The organism is Dactylosporangium sp. NPDC000555, from assembly GCF_040300025.1.
Taxonomy (GTDB): domain Bacteria; phylum Actinomycetota; class Actinomycetes; order Mycobacteriales; family Micromonosporaceae; genus Dactylosporangium.
In genome coordinates, this window is the sequence record NZ_JBEPDB010000021.1 from 33,756 (window position 1) to 51,277 (window position 17,522).

Sequence of the window (17,522 nt, forward strand, 5' to 3'; positions counted from 1 at the left end):
TCCTCGTCGTGTAGGTCAAATCCTCCGGAGGCCTGTCGTGCTCTGGTACACCAACCAGTCACTTCTGTTGATCCTGCTCGCCTTCCTCCTCGGTCTGCTGGTCGGCTACCTCTGGTGGGGCCTGCGCCTGCGCCGGGTCCGGTCGTCCGAGTCCGTAACCGAGTCCACCACACCCGCGGCCCCGGCGCCCGTAGCCGCGGCCGTTTCCCCCGCCGAACCCGCCGCGGCCATCGCTGTCGCCGAGCCCGAGCCCGAGCCCGAGCCGGTCGCCGTCGCGGTTGCCGAGCCCGAGCCCGAGCCGGTCGCTGTGGCCGAGCCGGTTGCCGTGGCCGAGTCGGTCGGTGTCGCCGAGCCGGTCGCCGTTGCTGAGCCCGAGTCCGTCGTCGAGGCGGAGTCCGAGCCTGTTGTCGAGCCAGTTGCGGTCGCCGATCCCGAACCGGTCGTCGGGGCCGAGCCCGAAACGTCCACTGTGGACGCCGCGCTCATCGCGGACGTCGAATCCGCTTTCGAGGCGGACGGGACGCCGGAAGACGATCTGGAGCGCATCGAGGGCATCGGGCCGAAGATCGGCGCGGCGCTGCGTGCGTCGGGCATCACCACGTACGCGCAGCTTGCCGACGCCGAGCGCACCACTGTGGAGATCGCCCTGGAGAAGGCCAACCTGCGTTTCGCGCCGAGCATCGCGACCTGGTCGCGGCAGGCCCGGCTGCTCGCCGACGGGGACGAGGCCGGCTTCAAGGAGCTCACCGACCGTCTGGTCGCCGGTCGCGAGGTCACGGCGAAGCCCGGACCCGAGCCGACCGTGAACGATCCGGCGGTGGATGAGCCGGTCGTGGAAAAGTCGGTGGTGGTGGAACCGGAGCCCGAGCCGGTTGCCGTCGAGCCTGAATCCGAGCCGGAGCCGGTTGCGATCGAGCCCGAGCCGGAGTCCATCGCGGTGGAGCCGGAGGCCGTTGCGGTCGAGCTGGAGCCGGTTGTGGTCGGGTCTGGGTCGGTTGCGGCTGAGGCTGGGCCGGAGGCCGTTGCGATCGAGCCGGAGTCGGAGGTGGCTGAGGCTGGGCTGGTGGCCGTCGCGGTGGAGCCGGAGCCGAAGCCCGTTGCGGTCGAGCCGGAGGTGGCTGAGGCTGGGCGGGAGGCCGTTGCAGTCGAGCCCGAGCCGGTTGCCATCGAACCCGCGCCCGAGCCGGTGGCCGTTGCGGTCGAGCCGGAGCCGGTGGCGGAGGCCGTTGCGGTGGAAGCCGAGTCCGAGACGGAGCCGGTTGCAGGCGAGCCGGAGGCGGTTGCGGCCGAAGCTGAGCCGGAGCCGGTCGTTGTGCCGGCGCAGGCCGTGGCGCCGGCGGCGGAGGCCGTGGCGCCGGCGGCGGAGGCCGGGCGCGTGGAAGACCTCAAGCGTATCGAGGGTATCGGGCCGAAGATGTCCGCCGCGCTCGTGGCGGCCGGCATCCGCACGTACGCGCAGTTGGCCGACGCCGACGTCGAAACCCTGCGGGCCGCGATCTCGGCCGCCGGTCTGCGGTTCGCGCCGAGCCTCGTCACCTGGGCCCGGCAGGCGCGGCATCTCGCCGACGGGGACGAGGAGGGCTTCGCCGACCTGACCCGGCGCCTGGTCGCGGGTCGCGACACCGGGCGTACGTGATGGCGGGCACGACCCGCTCCAACTCCACGAGCGGCGCGCGCTGGGAGGTGCGGCCGCGGCACCCACTGATCCCGGTCGGCGCCGCGGTCGTCGGGCTGGCGGCTCTGGTCATTGCCTTCGAGGCGCCGCACCGGCACTCGATCGAGGACAACCTCACCGACCGCACCAAGGTCGCGCTGTCCGACGCCGGCATCGACGCCGAGGTGAGCTTCACCGGGCGGGACGGTCGCGTGAAGGTCGGCTCGGCCGGCGAGGCCGGCAAGGCCCGCGATGTCACGCTCGGCGTCGAGGGCGTCCGCGTGGTCGACGTGCAGGCGCCGCCGAGGGTGGAGAAGCCATCGGCCCCGCCCCGGCCGATCGCGGTCAAGCTGCTGGTCGACAACGGCAAGGTCACGCTCACCGGCACGGTGCCGGCCGACGGTGACCGCGCCGAGCTCGGCGGCGCGGCCAAGCAGGCGTTCGGCGCGGAGAACGTGCGGGACGACCTCGCCGTCGACGCCAAGCGTACCGCCGACGGCGCCGACCTGGCCGGGCTCGGCGCCGTCCTCGCGGCGCTCGGCAAGGACACCAAGGCCGGCGTCGTCGACCTGACCGACCACGTGATCACGCTGACCGGTACGGTGGCCTCGCCGGAGGTCAAGGACAAGGCCGAGGCGGCGGCGAAGGCGGCCGCGAAGGGCCAGGCGGTCCGCAACGAGCTCGTCGTCGGGCAGGCGGCCGCGCCCGCGCAGGTGCAGACCCAGCTGGTCGCGCTGCCGACGGTCGAGTTCGAGAACGACAGCGCGACGCTGACCGCCAAGGGCCGGGCGGTGGTCGAGAACGCCGCGTCGATCCTCAACGGCAACCCGGCGACCAAGGTCAGCATCGAGGGGCACACCGACCTGACCGGCACCGTCGCGCGCAACCAGGCGCTGAGCGAGGCGCGGGCCAAGACGGTGCTCGACACGCTGGTCTCGCTGGGCATCGCGTCCGACCGGCTGAGCTCGACGGGCTTCGGCGAGAGCCGGCCCAAGGTCCAGGGCACCGACGACGCGGCGAACGCGGTCAACCGCCGGGTCGAGTTCATCGTCCAGCAGTAACGCCGGCAAAGACGAGGGGCGCGGCCGTCACGGCCGCGCCCCTCGTCATGTTCTCCATGATCACGGAGTGAACATGCACAAGAAGCAGCACGTTCACTCCGTGATAATGGAGAACCCCGCGCATCGGCTGCCGTCACCAGCCAATCGACGGCCGCGCCCCTCTTGCTGAAATTAGTGGCGTACCGGGTAGAACGGCTCCCGCACTTCGCTGTCCGCGCGCAGCGACTTCGCCGACAGCGCGGCCGCGGTCGGGTCCGGCTGCGGCAGGGCGTCGCAGGTCTTGTCGGGCCGGTCGCCCGACTTGCGTTGCGGCAGCTTGCCCGTGGCGAGGTAGTCCGCGATCGTGTCGTCGATGCACGCGTTGCCGTTGAGCGAGTTCGCGTGCGTGGTCTGGCCGGCCTCGGCGAGCAGGCTGCCGTGCGGGAAGAGCCGGCGGGCCTGCAGGCTGCCCTCGAACGGCGTGGCCGCGTCGAGGGTGGTGCCGACGAACAGGATGCTCTTGACCTTCGAGCCGTCGACCTTGACCGGCTTCTGCGCCTTGCCGGGCCAGTAGAGGCACGGCGCGTTGTACCACGCGTTGTCCCAGGTCAGGAACGGCGCCTGGGGGAACGTGCGCCAATTGTCGCGCTGCCACTGGTTCCAGCTCTGCGGCCACTTCACGTCGGTGCACTGCACCGCGTTGTAGACCGCGAAGCCGTTGTCGTCGCCGGGGGCGATGTAGTCCTCGTACGCGGCCACGATCACGTCGGTGTTGCGGTCGTTGGCCCAGCCCGCGAAGGCGTCGGCCAGATCGAGCCACGTCGACTGGTAGTAACCGGCGTTCAGGAAGATGTCGGTCCACTCGTCCGCGCCGACCACGCCGCCGGCGGGTTTGCCGCGCAGCTTGTTCAGCTCGCTGTACCAGCGCGCCTCGACCTGCTGCGCGGTGGTCCCGAGGTGGTAGACGCTGTCGTACTTGGCCAGCCAGCCGAACCAGATCTTCTCGTTGCGCTCGAAGTTCACGTTCTGGTCGAGGTTCGCCTCGTACCACACCTTGCGCACGTCGACGTTGCCGTCGAGCACCATGCGGCGCACGTTGTCCGGGTACAGGGTGCCGTAGACCTGGCCGAGGTAGGTGCCGTACGAGAAGCCGTAGTAGTTGATCTGCTTCGCGCCCAGCGCCTTGCGGATCGACTCCATGTCGTTGACCGAGTCGACGGTGGTCATGTGGTCGAGCAGCGCGCCGCCGGCCTTGCCGCAGTCCTTGGCGTAGTTCTTGGACCGGTTCAGCCAGGTGTTCTCGATGCTCTTGTTCCACGGGATGTATTCGGGCCGCGGGCCGTTGAAGTAGTCGTCGTCGCAGTGCAACGCCGGCACGCTGGAGCCGACGCCGCGCGGGTCGAAGCCGATCCAGTCGTAGGCGGCACCCGCGCCGTTGGGCACATATTCGCCCAGGACCGACAGCGTCAGCCCGGACCCACCGGGGCCGCCCGGGTTGACCAGCATGACGCCCTGGTAGTCCTTGTCGGCGACCTTGTGCTTGATGCGCGAGACCGCGATCTGGATCTTCTGCCCGTTGGGCCTGCCGTAGTCCTGGGGCACGGTGAGCAGGCCGCACTCGGCGCCGCGGCGCTGCAGGCCGGGGCTCGCGCACTGGCCCCACGGGATCGGGGCTGGGCTGTAGCCGTCGCCCCCGGGCGCGGCGAGGGCGCTCGAGGCCGGCGCGACGGCCGCGAGCGTGGCCGCAGCGGTGAAGAGGACCAGCCCCTTCACGGTTCTGTTCTTCACGACTACCCTCCCAATTTGCCCAGATGGGAATGTCTGGGCAAGTGATTCGGGTCAAACAGTGTCACGCCGATGCTTTCGGTCAGGGGCGCCGCGCGGAAGCCGTAACACCCTTTCCCTCACCCGAGAAACCCGTGTCGCACGTCGAATCGACTCCGGTACAACGGTGTGATGCTGCGCAAGTACCCCCGGACGCCCCATCTGCGGGGTTCGCGACTACAGCCGGGGGACCACGACCTGGCGCAGGTGCCCTTCGCCGAGTTGGCCGGACGCCCCCTGGTCGTGGAGGAGAAGCTCGACGGAGCCAACGCCGCGATCAGCTTCGATGCCGAGGGCGGGCTGCTGCTGCAGTCGCGCGGCCATTACCTGACCGGCGGCCCGCGGGAGAAACAGTTCGCCCCGTTCAAGGCGTGGGCGGCCGGGATGCGCTATCAACTGTGGCCGGCGCTGCGAGACCGATTCATCGTGTACGGCGAATGGCTCTATGCCAAGCACACGGTCTTCTACGACGCGCTGCCGCATCACTTCTGCGAGTTCGACGTGTACGACCGCCGGTCCGAGGTGTTCCTGTCCACGCCGCGCCGCCGGGAGCTGCTGGCCGGCCTGAGCGTCGCGTCCGTGCCGGTGCTGCACGAGGGGTCCTTCGCCGGCCTCGCCGCGCTCACCAAGCTGGTCGGCCCGTCGACCTGCCGTACCGGCGGCTGGCGGGAGGCCCTGCGGGAGGCGGCGGTCGCCGGCGGCGCCGACCCCGGCCAGGTCGTGCGCGAGACCGATATGTCCGAGGACATGGAGGGCCTGTACCTCAAGCTCGAGGACGAGGACGCGGTGCTGGGCCGCTACAAGTGGGTCCGGCCCAGCTTCCACACGGCGATCCTCGACTCCGGCAGCCACTGGCAGGACCGGCCGATCGTGGCCAACCGGGTCCGGGCGTGAACGCGTTCGAGCGGCTCTGCCCGGCGCCGCCGTCCTGGGCCGTGCCCTGGGACGAGCTGCGTGACCTCGAGCCCGAGGCGGACGCGCACGCCCGCCGGACCGTGGCGGCCCTCGCCGGGCTGGACCGGTGGCGGGCCCGCCCGCCCGCCGAGCGGGCGCGGCTGTTCGCCGCCGCCCTGCTCGTGGGCGGTAGCGATCCGGGTTCGGCCCGGCGCGGCGAGCTCGCCGCCCGGCGCCGGCTGTGGGAGATGGGCGTGCCGATCGCCTGGCGCGAGCACGTGTGCGCGCTCGTGCGCCACCGGGGGCTGCCGTTCGGCGCGCTGGAGCGCCCGGACCTCGACCGCGTCGCGTTTCGGGTCAGCCTGCTGGCCCGCAACGACGACCTCGCGCTGCTGGCGACCGCCGACGTCCTCGCGCGGGGCGGACCCGGCGCCGGGGCGCTGCTCGACGAGGTCGCGCTCTTCATGGAGTACACCCGGGAAATCGGCTGCCTCGACGGACCGCGCGCCTTCGCCTCGGACCATGCGCGGTTCGAATATTTCCGCACCCCGGGCCGGGACCCGGACTACGCGGCATTCGACGATACGCGCTGCACGGTGACCGTGATGTCCGGGCTGCCGGGCTCGGGCAAGGACCACTGGATCGCGGCCAACCGGCCCGGAGTGCCGGTTGTCGGCCTCGACGACCTGCGCGACGAGCTCGGCGTGCGGCCGACGGATGACCAGGGCCCGGTGATCGCCGCGGCGTACGCGCGCGCCCGCGAGCACCTGCGCGCGGCCACGCCGTACGTCTGGAACGCGACGAACGTGACCCGGGCGCTGCGCTCGCGGTGCATCGGGCTCGCCGCCGGCTACGGCGCGCGGGTCGAGCTGGTGAGCGTGGAGGCGCCGCCGGACGTCGTGCACCGGCGCAACCGGGCGCGTCCCCGCCGGGTGCCGGCCGCGGTGATCGACCGGCTGGCCGGGCGCTGGGAGCTGCCCGACCCGACCGAGGCGCACGAGGTGCGCTGGGTGCTCAACGAGTAGTCGAGCGCTGCCGCTGCATCGCCAGGGCCTGCAGCGCCGACGAGCGGATCAGCAGGAGCGGGCTGAGCGGCTCGTTGGCGGCGATCGCCCGAGCGTACGGCCGGTTCGCCACGCTCCAGCCCTCGTGGATGTCGTACTCGATCGATAGCGACCGGTTGCGGGCCATCTGGTAGTCCAGCAGCACGCCGGGCCCGAGCGAGCGGGTGGCGATCTCGCCGGCCATGTGCGGGATCGGCGAGAAGAAGAACGCGACCTTGGGCACGGGCTGGAAGAGGTCCACGTCGACGAGGTCGAAGACGCCGGCCGGCTGGTACATCCCGTGCGTGTCGTGGATGCACAGCCCGGCGTTGAGGTCGACCCGGCCGACGTTGTCGATCTCCATGTGCCCGGCGGGTCCGCCCGGGGTCACGATGCCGGCGCCGTCGTTCCCGGAGACCGTCAGCACGCTGCCCAGCGGCGCCGGGTAGTTGTGCGTGACGACGACCCTGCTGCTCGGCGCGTGCGGCATGTGCCGTGCGGTGAACATCGAGTACGTCTCGGTCCACGCCAGCTCGAGGTGGCGGTCGAGGTAGTGCGCGGAGAGCCAGATCGTCGGCGCGCCGCTCGCCGAGGTGGCGATCGCGTGGAGCCCGAACAACGCGAAGTGGTGGTCGCGCAGCTGTCCGACCGTGGCCTCGTTCATGTCGATCGTGAGTTTGTGCTGTTCCACGCTGTCCTCCCAGGTTGTGCGGCTTTGGCACCCAGTGTGGAGCGGACAAGTTGCGCAACAGCGGCAATCAGGAAAAACAACTCACGTTTGGGCCGGCTCGGGCGGCCACGAAGCCGGAGTCGCTCGCGACGGTTTCATCCCACCGTCGTGTGGTGGTCACCCAGGGTTGATCCCCGGGCGGGGTGCGGTCCCTGGCGGGCTGTGACAGGGTGGGGCCGTGTCGCTGATCCCGAACACGCCGAGCAGCGAGCCCTTGCCGCTGCACCGCGCGGCCCGCATCGAGGACGCGATCCACAACGTCCTCGAGCGGCGGCTGCGCCGGCGCGGGTGGAAGGTCGCGGTCACCGCGTACACCGGGTACGGCGCCTGCGCCACCGCCGAGCGGCCCGGGTGGGTCCGGGTGCTCGGCCGCGTGCTGCTGGCCCGGATCGACCCCAAGCCGGCCAAGCGGCTCAAGAAGCTGCGCGGCTGGCGCTCGTTCACCGCGGTGTCGGTCAGCGACGCCCTGGTGCGCATCGAGGCCGGCGGCCAGACCCGCGAGGTGCGCTGCGACCGCGGCGGGTTCATCGACGTCGTCGTCGAGGCCGACCTCGCGCCCGGCTGGGCGTCCGTCACGCTGCAGACCGAGAACAGCGCCGCCGTCGAGGCGCCGATCCGGATGATCGACCCCGGCACCCGCTTCGGCATCATCTCCGACGTCGACGACACGGTCATGGTCACCACGCTGCCGCGCCCGCTGCTCGCCGCGTGGAACACGTTCGTGCTCGACGAGCACGCCCGCGCCTCGGTGCCGGGCATGGCGGTGCTGTACGAGCGGCTGGTCAACGCCAACCCGGGCGCGCCGGTCTTCTACCTGTCGACCGGCGCCTGGAACGTGGCCGCGACGCTGTCCCGGTTCCTCTCCCGGCACCTGTACCCGGCCGGGCCGCTGCTGCTGACCGACTGGGGCCCGCAGCCGGACCGGTTCTTCCGCAGCGGCCAGGCGCACAAGCGGGCGTCGCTGGCCCGCCTCGCCGAGGAGTTCCCGGACATCCGCTGGCTGCTGGTCGGTGACGACGGGCAGCACGATCCGGAGATCTACGCCGAGTTCGCCGCCGAGCACCCCGACAGCGTGGCCGCGGTGGCGATCCGGCACCTCTCGCCGACCCAGGCGGTGCTGGCCGGCGCGTTCCCGGGGGTGGCCGGCAGCTCCAAGCGGGTCCCGCTCAACGATCGGCGTTGGCTGGGCGCCCCCGACGGCGCCGGCCTGTGGCGGCTCCTGCGCGACACGGAGATCCTCTGAGCCGCGGTGGCCGGTCGACGTTCCGCTGTCGACCGGCCGCCCGGGAACGTGAGGATTACAGGATCGAGAGGTGCACGTGGTTCGTATGGTCGCTGGAGGGGTCTCCGGCGACGCCCGAGTAGTGGTGCCACCCGACCGTCGGCGTCCACACCTGTTTGAACCAGATGACGTACATGACGCCGAGGCGGTCGGCGTTCTTCACGAAGTACGTCGCCAGGGTGGTTCCGTAGGTGTAGTCGTCGCCGGTGGCCACCCCGCCGAAGCCGGGCTTGGTCTGCACCGAGAAGTCGCAGGCGCGGCCCTTCGGGTGCTCGTACGGCCCGCTCGGGCGGTAGCAGGACACGAACCGCTTGAAGCCGTCCTTCTGCGCCTGCTGCATCGCGTGCAGCGTGCGTGGCGTGAGGCAGCCGCTGGTCGTGGGGTCCTTGACGCTGCACGACTCCTTGGGCAGCGACCCGTTGGCGTTGCGCGGCACCGGGTCGGCGGTCGGCAGGTTGGCGGTGATGAAGCCCCTGCTCGGCCCACCGGCCTGCGCGAGCGCCTTCTCCGCGTCCTTCTTCTGCTGCTCGATGATGCGCTTCTGCTCCTGCTGCGTGGCGATCTCGCCGTCGAGCGCCTTCTTCTGCGCGGTCTGGTCGTCCCGCAGCTGTTTGGCCTGGTGCAGCAGGTTGTTGTTGTGGTGGGCGATCTCGTTGATGGAGCCGGCCCGCTCGGCGAAGCTGTCCGGGGTCTTCGCGTCCATCAGGGCGGCGAACGTGGTGAGGGGGCCGGTGCGGTACGCCGCCGCGGCGATCGCGGCCACATGATCCTGGATCACCGCCAGCTGCGCCTCGGTCGCCTGCAGTTGCGCGTTGAGCTCGCCCTGACGCTTGATCGAGGCGTTCAGCCGCTCATTGGCCTCGGACCACTTGCGGGTCGTGTTCTCGAGGACGGAGTTGAGCGTCGGGTTGGCGCCGGAGCCCTCGTCGCCGGTGTCGCCGCCGGGCTCGGCCGCGGCGGGTGTGACGGCGAGCCCCCCGAGCACGATCGCCGCCAGCAGCGTGATGAACGTGCGCCGGTAGGGATGTCGCGGTGACATCTGGTTCGTTGTTCCTTCCGTCGGCCGCCGACCGAGTTAGCTGACGGGTTCGGGACGGAACGACCCCTACCACCCTTCCGAGGAAGGGCGGATTCACCCCAACGTTACCGTGGGTCCCCGGCTCGCCACGGTGCGGCGATTAGGCGGCAGCCCCGCCCGGCACCGGGGGCGGTGCCCTCGTGGACGTGACCGTGGGTCACTGTACCCAGGGCGCCGAAATCGCGCACCGCGCGGTTTGTGTGGACCTGCCCGCAACCTCGTACGTGGTGATCAATAGTGACCCAGATCACGGTCTAGCGGGTGAACGTGCGGCGATGCAACAGCCGGGGCTCGCCGCCGCGTGCAGTTCGATGATGGCACGCGCGACGGGAGGGCTTCCGCGTGGAGTTCGATGACTACGTACGGCAACGCGGCGCCGCGCTGGTGCGGCTGGGACGCCTGCTCACCGGCGACCGGCACCAGGGCGAGGACCTTGTGCAGGAGGTGCTCGCCCGGGCGTTCGTGCGCTGGGATCGGATCACGGCCGACCCGCCGGAGCCGTACCTGCGCCGGATGCTCGTCAACGCCGCCATCTCCCGGTGGCGGCTGGCGTCCAACCGGGAGGTCGCGGTGGCCGAGCCGCAGGATGTGCCCGGCCTTCGTGACCTGGGCGCGGAGGCCGCCGAGCGCGACGCGACGTGGCGGCTGATCCGCGCGCTGCCACCGAAACAGCGTGCCGCCGTGGTACTGCGCTACTACGAGGACCTCGACGACGCGGCGATCGCGGCACTGCTCAACTGCAGCCGGGAGACCGTACGCAGCCAGGTGAAACGCGCCCTGGACACGCTACGCACCCGGCTGGCGAAGGAAGAATCCGGCGCCGGCTCGGTCGGCCTGACCCTCAACGGAGGGAAGTCGTGACGGGACTCGACCGGGTGGTCACCGAGGCGCTGGCGCGGGTCGCCGACGACGACGTGCACGTGGAGCGGCTGCTGGCCGCGGCGAGGGCGGGCGGCATCCGCCACCGCAGGCGCCGCCGGGTGGCGATCGTGGCGGGTACGGCGTTCTCCGTCGCCGTCGCCGGTACCGCCATCGCTCTGACCGCCGCGCTGCTGCCCACCACCGCGGACGGCATGCCGGCGGCGCCACCCGCGACGATCGCCGCACCGTCGCCCGCGCCCAGTGCGAAGTCCACGACCGCCGCCGCGCCGCCGAAGATGACGGCGCCGCCGCTCCTGCCGCCCGCCGACGGGCCGCCGAGCGCGCTGAGCGACCCTGCCCAGGTCGGCCGCCCGTGGCTGGTGCATCTCGGCATGGACGCCCTGCCGTTCCCCGCCTCCGTCGTGCAGTACCACACTTCCGCCGACGGTGAGTGGGTGATGATCCAGGGTGGGTCGATGCTGACCGTCCGGCTTTCCCGTGGTACCACCGACTTCGAGCCGCTCACCGGAGCGCAGCGGTCCGTCGTCGTCAACGGCCGCTCCGGCACGTTCGCGCACGATTCCCGGTCCGGCGACGGCACGCTGCGCTGGCGCCTCGCCAACGGCCTCTGGCTGCAGGTGTACGGCCAGCTCGACGAGGCCGCGGCGCTCGCGGTGGCGAACAGCGTGCGCGTCGACCGCACGTACCGCTGCGCCGTGCCCTTCCGCCTGCCGTCGGTACCCGCCGGCACCAAGGCGGACTCGTGTGGCATGACGTTCTTCGGCGGGCCGTCCCGCAGTACCGCGACGACCATCGCGATCGGCGCCTCGTACGTCAAATTCACCACGGAGCGCGGCGACGGCCCAGCCACCGCGGCGGCCAACGAGACGCTCGGCGGCCGCCCGGCCCGGGTTCTCGAGCACCCCGGCGACGGCGGCCGCCCGATCCTGGAGATCCAGATCGGGATGGGCGGCGGCACGACACTGTCGATGGTCGCCGAAGGCTCCTACAAGGGATCGGCCGTGCGCGAACTCGCCGCGACCCTGCAGTGGCTGGGCGGCGACGATCCGGCAGCGTGGCCGGACAACCCCCTGCCGAATCCGTGACCGGGCCGGCGGTCGGCGTCAGCGTTCAGTTTCCGCTGCCGTACGGACGCGTGAGGATCTCGAGGAAGTGCCCGCTAGGGTCCTGCCAGTAGACGCCTCGACCGCCGTCGCGGGTGTTGATCTCGCCCGGCCGGCGCTGGCCCGGGTCGGCCCAGTACGACAGGCCGCGTGCGCGGATTCGACCGAAGACCACGTCGAACTCGCTCTCGCTGACCAGAAACGCGTAGTGCTGCGGATGGACCGGCCCGAGGTCGTCGGCGAAGTCGAGGGAGACGTCGTTGTCGACCTGCACGGTCAAGAACGGGCCGAAGGGCGCCGGCTTGTCGAGCCCCAGGATCTCGGCGAAGAACTCCGCCGACTCCTGCTTGTCGTGGACCGACACGATGGTGTGGTTCAGTTGGACGGCCATACCCCAATAGTCCGCCCTTGCCAGTGGGCGGACCACTGGTACGCAAGGTGAAGTCGGTGGCCGCCGAGGCAGGCCGGACACGGTCGTCCGGGCTACTCGGCGTGTGCCCGGACGAAGAGGTCGATCCCGTCCAGCAGCCGGGCCAGGCCGAACTCGAACAGCTTGTCCAGGTCGAAGTCGAAGTCGGCGGTAGTCAGCTGCTGGATGTTCGGCATTCCGCCGGTGATGTTCAGCCGGTTCATGGCGGCTGCCTGGGAGTCCATCCACTGGTCTGCGGTCAGGCCGCTTTCCCGCATCGCCTCGGCCTCCGGCTCCAGCGCGCTTGCCGCGCCCCGGACGAAGCTGAACAGCAGGATCTGGATGTACATCCGCTGATCGAGCGGGACGGACGTGCCGTCGAACGCGGCGATGACCCACTCGGTGAGCCGCAGCGCGTTGGGGGCTGGCTGCGGCCGGGTCAGCGACATCGACGGGCCGAGCCACGGGTGCCGCTTGAACAGTGCCCACTGCCGGCGGGCGCACAGCTCCAGGCCGGCTCGCCATCCACCGGGGAGCCGGGGTGGCAACCGCAGGTCGCCGAAGGCCGCATCGATCATCGCCAACGTCAGGTCGTCGCGACTGGGTACGTGCCGGTAGAGCGACATCGTGGCCACCCCGAGGGTGACGGCGATCCGGCGCATGGAAAGTTCGGCCAGACCGTCCGCGTCGGCGATCGCGATGGCGGTCGTGACGATCCGCTCGTGGGTCAGCTCGTGGTCGCGACGCGGCGCCGGCCCGGCGACGACCGTACCGACACCGGGACGCGCGACGGTCAGTCCTTCCTCGCGCAGCGCGGCATGTGCCTTGGTGGCGGTGGCGATCGCGACGCCCCACTCCTCGGTGATCGCACGGGCGGACGGCACCCGGTCGCCCGGGCGTAGCTCTCCCGCCTCGATCCGCCGGCGCACCTCAGCCGCGATCCGCCGGTACGGCGGCACCGCCTCGCCCATCACTATCTCCGTCCTAGTACGCCCGCTGCCTCATCGGCGACTGTACTAGTGCAATTTGCCAGCCTCAATACGGCCCAATACCTTGGCTAGTACATCAATGTACGGAGTACGCAAGGAGGAAGACATGCGCGTTCTGATCTCCGGCGGCGGCATCGCCGGACCAGCCCTGGCGTTCTGGCTGAACCGAGCCGGGGCCGAGGTGACCATCGTGGAACGGGCCACGGGTCCGCGCCCGGGCGGCCAGGCGGTGGACATCCGCGGCGTCGCGCGCGGCGTGGTGGAGCAGATGGGCCTGATGCCCGCGGTGCTGGCGAACCGGGTGGACGAGCGCGGAGTGGCGCTGGTCGACGCGACCGGACGCCGGCTGGCCGAGATGCCCGCCGAGCTCTTCGGCGGCGAGGGCATCGTCGCGGAGATCGAGATCGCTCGCGGCGACCTGAGCCGGGTCCTCTACGAGGCGACCGCGGCCACCAGCACCTACCGGTTCGGCGATCGCATCGTGGCGCTGAGCCAGGACCTCGGCGGGGTGGACGTGACCTTCGCCGAGGGCGGCGCCGAGCGGTTCGACATCGTGGTCGGCGCGGACGGCGTGCACTCCGGGGTGCGCGCTCTGGCGTTCGGCCCCGAGCGGGACTTCGTCAGCCACCTCGGTGGCTACGGGGCGTACTTCACCGTGCCCGACCCCGGCGACCTCGACCATTGGTTCCTCATGTTCAACGCCCCCGGCGGCCGGGTCGCCAGCCTGCGGCCGGAGCGCGGCGGGACGGCCAAGGCCGGCCTGAGCTTCACCGCCGCGGACCGTTACCACCGCCTCGGCCGTGTGGAGCAGCAGCAGGTCCTCGCCGAGCGGATGGCCGGCGTCGGCTGGCGGGTGCCCGCCCTGCTCGCGGCCATGCCGGACGCCCCGGATCTCTACTTCGACTCGATCTGTCAGGTGCGCGTCGATCGCTGGTCGCGCGGGCGGGTGGTGCTGCTCGGCGACGCCGGCTATTGCGGTTCGCCGCTGGCTGGTCTCGGCACGAGCATGAGCCTGGTCGGGGCGTACGTGCTGGCCGGCGAACTGGCCGCCGCAGGCCCGGTGGAGACGGCCTTCGCGGCCTACCAGGAACAGATGGCGGCGTACGTGGCCAGCGGCATGCAACTGCCACCCGGGGGCATGCGCGGCTTCGCACCCAGGACCCAGCTGATGATCAGACTGCGCGCGCTCTCCATGCGGATGATGGGCGTCTGGCCGATGAAGAGCCTGCTCGAGAAGCAGTTCAGCAAGGCGGACGCGATCACGCTGAAGGACTACACCCACACCGCGACGGAAGGCGATCACGGCGTCCGGGCTTGAGGTCTGCGCTTCAGCGGTTCTGTCGTTCGATGCCGCGCCGGACGATGCCACGGATGCCGGGGAGGGTGATCGCTCGGATCGTGACGTCGTTCATCCACACGTGGAAGCGGCTGGGCGGCGCGTACTGGTGCATGCCTCGGTGAGCGAGCGCCTGCCGCTTGGTGACCTCAGGTCGCAGGCCGGCTTCCCAGTCCGCCAAGGCCGCCGGGATGTCCTGACCGTGCCGGTGCAGCGCGGTGCCGAGCTGGTCGGCGCCGGCGAGCGCCAGCGCCGCGCCGTGCCCGGCGAAGAGCGTGACGCACCAGGCCGAGTCTCCGAGGAGCGCGATCCGGCCGGTGCTCCATCGTGGCATGACGACCTGGCTGACCCGGTCGAAGTAGGCGCCGGCGGGGTCCTTCTCGAGGTCGCGGATCGCCTCGGGCACGCCTGCGGCCAGGTCGCCGAAGGCCGTGCGAAGCGCGTTCACCGGTCCGTGTTCCAGCTCCAGACCCGGGTTCGCGCAGCGGTACGTGAAGAACGCCGAGGACCGTTGCGGGCCCAGGTTGACGATCGCCGCCGTGCGCCCGGGACCGATGAAGGTCGTGGCAGACGACTCGGGCACGTCCGCCACGGGATGGGCGAGCGGGAACGCCGCCACGACGTACGGCAGGTCGACCCGGTGATCAGGCCCGAACGCCGCCGTACGGGTGGCGGAGTGAACGCCGTCGGCGCCGATGAGCAGATCGGCGTCCTGGGTGGTGCCGTCGCTGAGCCTGACCGTTACCCGGTGGGCGTCCTGGTCGATGGACGAGACGGTGGTGCCGAAGCGGAACTCGGCGCGGTCGCGTACCGCTTCGTACAGCGCGGTCTCCAGGTCCCCGCGGAACACCGACATGGTGCGGGCGCCCAGAGCGGCCTCGGCGACGGCTGGCGGCACCGTGAGCTTCGGCCGCCCGTCCGCCCGCACCAGCACGGTGGTGAACAGGCCCAGCGCGCGGTCGGACAGGGCGGGGATCAGCCCGAGCCGCTCGGCCGCGTCGTAGCCGGCCCCGAGCAGATTCACCAGGTAGCCACCGCTTCGCCGGGCCGAGGCGCGCTCCACCACGAGCGTGTGCCACCCCTCCTGTCCCAGTCGCAGGGCCGTGGCGAGACCGGCTATGCCGGCGCCGACGATCACCGCTCGTTTCATCCGTACTCCCGAGGCCAGAATGAGCATCTGCTCAAATAGTATGAGCATGTGCTCATCCGATGCGCAACACGGTGGTGGCCGGCGCCTAGAATTCGGGCATGCCTCGTGGAGTCGCCATCCCCGAACCTCGGCAGCAACTCTTCGCCGCCGTGGAACGTGTGATCGCGGCAGAAGGCCCCAGCCGGCTCACCAGCCGAGCCGTGACCCGCGAGGCCGGCGTCGCCACGGGGCTGCTGTTCGCACACTTCACGAACTTCGACGACTTCCTCGTCGGCTACGCGGTGGACCGGAGTTTCCAGATCTCCGTCGCCGCGGCCGGCCTTCCGGGGCGCGCCGGCACCGGGACGGTCGCCGGGAATCTCAGCGAGGCCGTCCTCACGACCCCGTTGACCACGCTGCTGGCCATGACCCGGCTGATGGCCTACCGGCCGGCGCTGGCGGCAAACGTCGAAGCGGTACTGGGCGACGGGAGCGCCGCGCTACAGGCACTCGAACGCGCGATCGTCGAATACCTGGTCGCCGAGCAGCGAGTCGGACGGATCCCCGCAGCCGCCGACACGGAGGCGCTGGCTCTGGCCGTCGTCGGCGTGCTGCACCACGTCGCACTCACCGATGGCGCCGACCCGGCGGCGGAAAGCCGCATTCGCCGCGCCATGATCGCACTGACCGACGGCTCCCAAGCCGTCGCCTCCTGACGCGACACCGGTCAGGACCGTGACCCGCTGGCCTGGATCACGGCGTCGTCGTGCCGTCCGGGTTCTCCACCCGCCCGGCGAATACGGCCGCCAGCAGCGCCGCCGCATACCGGTCGCCGGCCGCGTCCGTCAGATCGGCGGCGAACACGGCCACCACGTCCTCATCGGGCGCCAGGTCGGCATGCAACCACTGCCAAGCCACGAGGTTCGGGTGCTCGAGGTCGGTGCACGCCCGCGCCGGAGCCAGCAGCCGGATGGCCCGCTCCAGGTCGTCGCGGCCGAGGCGATACGACCCCGATCCGCCGGTGTGGTCGCAGACCGTGGCGAGCACCGCCGCCGGGAGCCGGTTCTCGGCGCTACCGACCCGCACGAACGATGGCCCTCCAGCGCCGTCACGGGCGATGCCGAACGCCGCAGGAGGTCGCCAACCAGGAATGGCGGCCTCGAACCGGTCACGCGCGGCCGTGATGGCCTCGACAGTTTCCCAGCGCTCGATCACCGGATCATCCCGTTTCCGCGCATACCGCGAACCTCCTGATCAGCCCTTCGCGGGCGTCGGCCGGCCGATCGCCATCAACTCGGACACGGTGACGAACCGGAAGCCGCGCTGGCGCAGCCCGGTGAACATCGCGCCGAGCTGGCTGAGCGCCACGTAACGGTTGGCGGTGCCGACGTCGTGGGCCAGGATGATCTGACCGGGACGGGCGTTCTCGATGATGTCCTGCGCCTGCCCGGGCGGGTTCTTGATGTACAGGTCCTCGTTCATCTTCTTCGACCACAGCGCCAGGCTGTAGCCGGCCTTGTTGGCCGCCATGAGCGTGGACCCGCCGAGGTGGCCGTATGGCGGACGGAAGAGCTTCGGCTCACGCCCGCTCACCGCCCGGATGGTGTCGTGTGTCCGGGCCAACTGGTTGTCGATGGTCGGCGCGTCCAATCTCGCCAGGTCAGGGTGCGACCACGTGTGGTTGCCGACTTCGTGCCGGTCCAGCCGGCCGCGCAGCAGGTCGCCGTGGGCCGCCACGTTCTTCCCGACGAGGAAGAACGTCGCCGGCACCTGGTGGTGCTCGAGCACGTCCAGCACCTCGGAGGTCCACTTCGGAGCCGGCCCGTCGTCGAACGTGAACGCCACCACCGGTTCGGACGTCTCCACGTGCCAGGTGACCGCGACATGCCCCTGGACGTCGTAGTCAACCCGGTCGGCAGCCGGCGCGTATCCGCCGTCGAACGGGAGGTGGCCCTGTGGCCAGGCGCGGGGGATCGTAACCGCGGCCGCCCCGAGGGCGGCGCCGGCGGTCACGAGCAGACCACCTCGAAACAGTGCGCGTCTGTTCACCTCAGGCCCCGTCGATCACAGAGTTTCCGCCGACGGTACCCGACCTGCGCACGCGTCGGCGTCCAGGGCTCTGTCGATCG

General features: G+C 71.2%; 17 protein-coding genes and 1 riboswitch. Of the genes, 9 read left to right on the top strand and 8 right to left on the bottom strand.

Annotation, left to right across the window (positions count from 1 at the left end; all coding sequences use genetic code 11):
- Positions 1-469: 469 nt before the first annotated feature.
- Positions 470-1,636 (top strand): helix-hairpin-helix domain-containing protein, encoded by a 1,167-nt coding sequence (locus ABT297_RS15825; protein ID WP_350549391.1) that lies wholly within the window; start codon positions 470-472, stop codon positions 1,634-1,636.
- Positions 1,636-2,715: an OmpA family protein gene (locus ABT297_RS15830; RefSeq protein ID WP_350549393.1), complete on the top strand. Its 1,080-nt coding sequence runs from the start codon at positions 1,636-1,638 to the stop codon at positions 2,713-2,715. Before ABT297_RS15825 ends, ABT297_RS15830 begins: the two co-directional genes overlap by 1 nt.
- Before the next feature lie 171 nt (positions 2,716-2,886).
- Here ABT297_RS15830 and ABT297_RS15835 read toward each other — a convergent pair whose 3' ends face one another.
- The gene (locus ABT297_RS15835) at positions 2,887-4,482 is read right to left on the bottom strand and encodes an alpha/beta hydrolase (protein ID WP_350549395.1); all 1,596 of its coding nucleotides are present in this window, start codon (positions 4,480-4,482) and stop codon (positions 2,887-2,889) included.
- Between the two features lie 168 nt (positions 4,483-4,650).
- Between ABT297_RS15835 and ABT297_RS15840 the strand changes: the two genes are divergently transcribed.
- A complete protein-coding gene (locus tag ABT297_RS15840; RefSeq protein ID WP_350549397.1) occupies positions 4,651-5,412 on the top strand; it encodes an RNA ligase family protein in 762 nt (253 codons plus the stop codon).
- A complete protein-coding gene (locus ABT297_RS15845) occupies positions 5,409-6,437 on the top strand; it encodes an AAA family ATPase (protein WP_350549399.1) in 1,029 nt (342 codons plus the stop codon). The genes ABT297_RS15840 and ABT297_RS15845 overlap by 4 nt, the downstream gene beginning before the upstream one ends.
- Here the strand turns inward: ABT297_RS15845 and ABT297_RS15850 are convergent.
- Positions 6,427-7,146 (bottom strand): hypothetical protein, encoded by a 720-nt coding sequence (locus ABT297_RS15850; RefSeq protein ID WP_350549401.1) that lies wholly within the window; start codon positions 7,144-7,146, stop codon positions 6,427-6,429. The two genes, ABT297_RS15845 and ABT297_RS15850, sit on opposite strands and share 11 nt — an antisense overlap.
- Positions 7,147-7,363: 217 nt before the next feature.
- Between ABT297_RS15850 and ABT297_RS15855 the strand changes: the two genes are divergently transcribed.
- Positions 7,364-8,428: an App1 family protein phosphatidate phosphatase gene (locus ABT297_RS15855; protein ID WP_350549403.1), complete on the top strand. Its 1,065-nt coding sequence runs from the start codon at positions 7,364-7,366 to the stop codon at positions 8,426-8,428.
- Between the two features lie 55 nt (positions 8,429-8,483).
- Here the strand turns inward: ABT297_RS15855 and ABT297_RS15860 are convergent, their stop codons facing one another.
- Complete coding sequence (locus ABT297_RS15860; RefSeq protein WP_350549405.1) at positions 8,484-9,506, bottom strand: coiled-coil domain-containing protein; 1,023 nt, start codon at positions 9,504-9,506, stop codon at positions 8,484-8,486.
- A 9-nt stretch (positions 9,507-9,515) separates the two neighbouring features.
- Positions 9,516-9,662, bottom strand: a riboswitch (cyclic di-AMP (ydaO/yuaA leader).
- Between the two features lie 225 nt (positions 9,663-9,887).
- On the opposite strand from ABT297_RS15860, the gene ABT297_RS15865 reads away from it, so the two are divergent.
- Positions 9,888-10,406 carry a SigE family RNA polymerase sigma factor gene (locus ABT297_RS15865; RefSeq protein WP_350549407.1) on the top strand — a complete coding sequence of 173 codons (519 nt, stop codon included), beginning with the start codon at positions 9,888-9,890 and terminating at the stop codon, positions 10,404-10,406.
- The gene (locus tag ABT297_RS15870) at positions 10,403-11,512 is read left to right on the top strand and encodes a hypothetical protein (RefSeq protein WP_350549409.1); all 1,110 of its coding nucleotides are present in this window, start codon (positions 10,403-10,405) and stop codon (positions 11,510-11,512) included. Before ABT297_RS15865 ends, ABT297_RS15870 begins: the two co-directional genes overlap by 4 nt.
- 25 nt (positions 11,513-11,537) lie before the next feature.
- On the opposite strand, the gene ABT297_RS15875 is transcribed toward ABT297_RS15870, so the two are convergent.
- Together ABT297_RS15875 and ABT297_RS15880 are read right to left on the bottom strand one after the other, a co-directional pair.
- Positions 11,538-11,921, bottom strand: coding sequence for a VOC family protein (locus tag ABT297_RS15875; RefSeq protein ID WP_350549411.1), 384 nt, complete (start codon positions 11,919-11,921; stop codon positions 11,538-11,540).
- Positions 11,922-12,013: 92 nt separating this feature from the next.
- The gene (locus ABT297_RS15880) at positions 12,014-12,910 is read right to left on the bottom strand and encodes a TetR/AcrR family transcriptional regulator C-terminal domain-containing protein (protein ID WP_350549413.1); all 897 of its coding nucleotides are present in this window, start codon (positions 12,908-12,910) and stop codon (positions 12,014-12,016) included.
- A gap of 124 nt (positions 12,911-13,034) precedes the next feature.
- Between ABT297_RS15880 and ABT297_RS15885 the strand changes: the two genes are divergently transcribed.
- Positions 13,035-14,246, top strand: a complete 1,212-nt coding sequence (locus tag ABT297_RS15885) for an FAD-dependent monooxygenase (protein WP_350549415.1) — start codon at positions 13,035-13,037, stop codon at positions 14,244-14,246.
- A gap of 10 nt (positions 14,247-14,256) precedes the next feature.
- Here ABT297_RS15885 and ABT297_RS15890 read toward each other — a convergent pair whose 3' ends face one another.
- Positions 14,257-15,462 carry an FAD-dependent monooxygenase gene (locus ABT297_RS15890; protein WP_350549417.1) on the bottom strand — a complete coding sequence of 402 codons (1,206 nt, stop codon included), beginning with the start codon at positions 15,460-15,462 and terminating at the stop codon, positions 14,257-14,259.
- A 50-nt stretch (positions 15,463-15,512) separates the two neighbouring features.
- Between ABT297_RS15890 and ABT297_RS15895 the strand changes: the two genes are divergently transcribed.
- Entirely contained in the window at positions 15,513-16,109 is a 597-nt protein-coding gene (locus ABT297_RS15895; RefSeq protein ID WP_350549419.1) for a TetR/AcrR family transcriptional regulator, read from the top strand.
- A 37-nt stretch (positions 16,110-16,146) separates the two neighbouring features.
- Here ABT297_RS15895 and ABT297_RS15900 read toward each other — a convergent pair whose 3' ends face one another.
- Positions 16,147-16,479 carry a hypothetical protein gene (locus ABT297_RS15900; RefSeq protein ID WP_350549421.1) on the bottom strand — a complete coding sequence of 111 codons (333 nt, stop codon included), beginning with the start codon at positions 16,477-16,479 and terminating at the stop codon, positions 16,147-16,149.
- 168 nt (positions 16,480-16,647) lie between these two features.
- A complete protein-coding gene (locus tag ABT297_RS15905) occupies positions 16,648-17,406 on the bottom strand; it encodes a polysaccharide deacetylase family protein (RefSeq protein WP_350549423.1) in 759 nt (252 codons plus the stop codon).
- Positions 17,407-17,522 lie beyond the last annotated feature (116 nt).

Coding starts and splice junctions, on each gene's coding strand:
- ABT297_RS15830 (WP_350549393.1), top strand. CDS start 1,636: ATGGCGGGCACGACCCGCTCCAACTCCACGAGCGGCGCGCGCTGGGAG.
- ABT297_RS15840 (WP_350549397.1), top strand. CDS start 4,651: ATGCTGCGCAAGTACCCCCGGACGCCCCATCTGCGGGGTTCGCGACTA.
- ABT297_RS15860 (WP_350549405.1), bottom strand. CDS start 9,506: ATGTCACCGCGACATCCCTACCGGCGCACGTTCATCACGCTGCTGGCG.
- ABT297_RS15875 (WP_350549411.1), bottom strand. CDS start 11,921: ATGGCCGTCCAACTGAACCACACCATCGTGTCGGTCCACGACAAGCAG.
- ABT297_RS15880 (WP_350549413.1), bottom strand. CDS start 12,910: ATGGGCGAGGCGGTGCCGCCGTACCGGCGGATCGCGGCTGAGGTGCGC.
- ABT297_RS15885 (WP_350549415.1), top strand. CDS start 13,035: ATGCGCGTTCTGATCTCCGGCGGCGGCATCGCCGGACCAGCCCTGGCG.
- ABT297_RS15890 (WP_350549417.1), bottom strand. CDS start 15,462: ATGCTCATACTATTTGAGCAGATGCTCATTCTGGCCTCGGGAGTACGG.
- ABT297_RS15895 (WP_350549419.1), top strand. CDS start 15,513: ATGCCTCGTGGAGTCGCCATCCCCGAACCTCGGCAGCAACTCTTCGCC.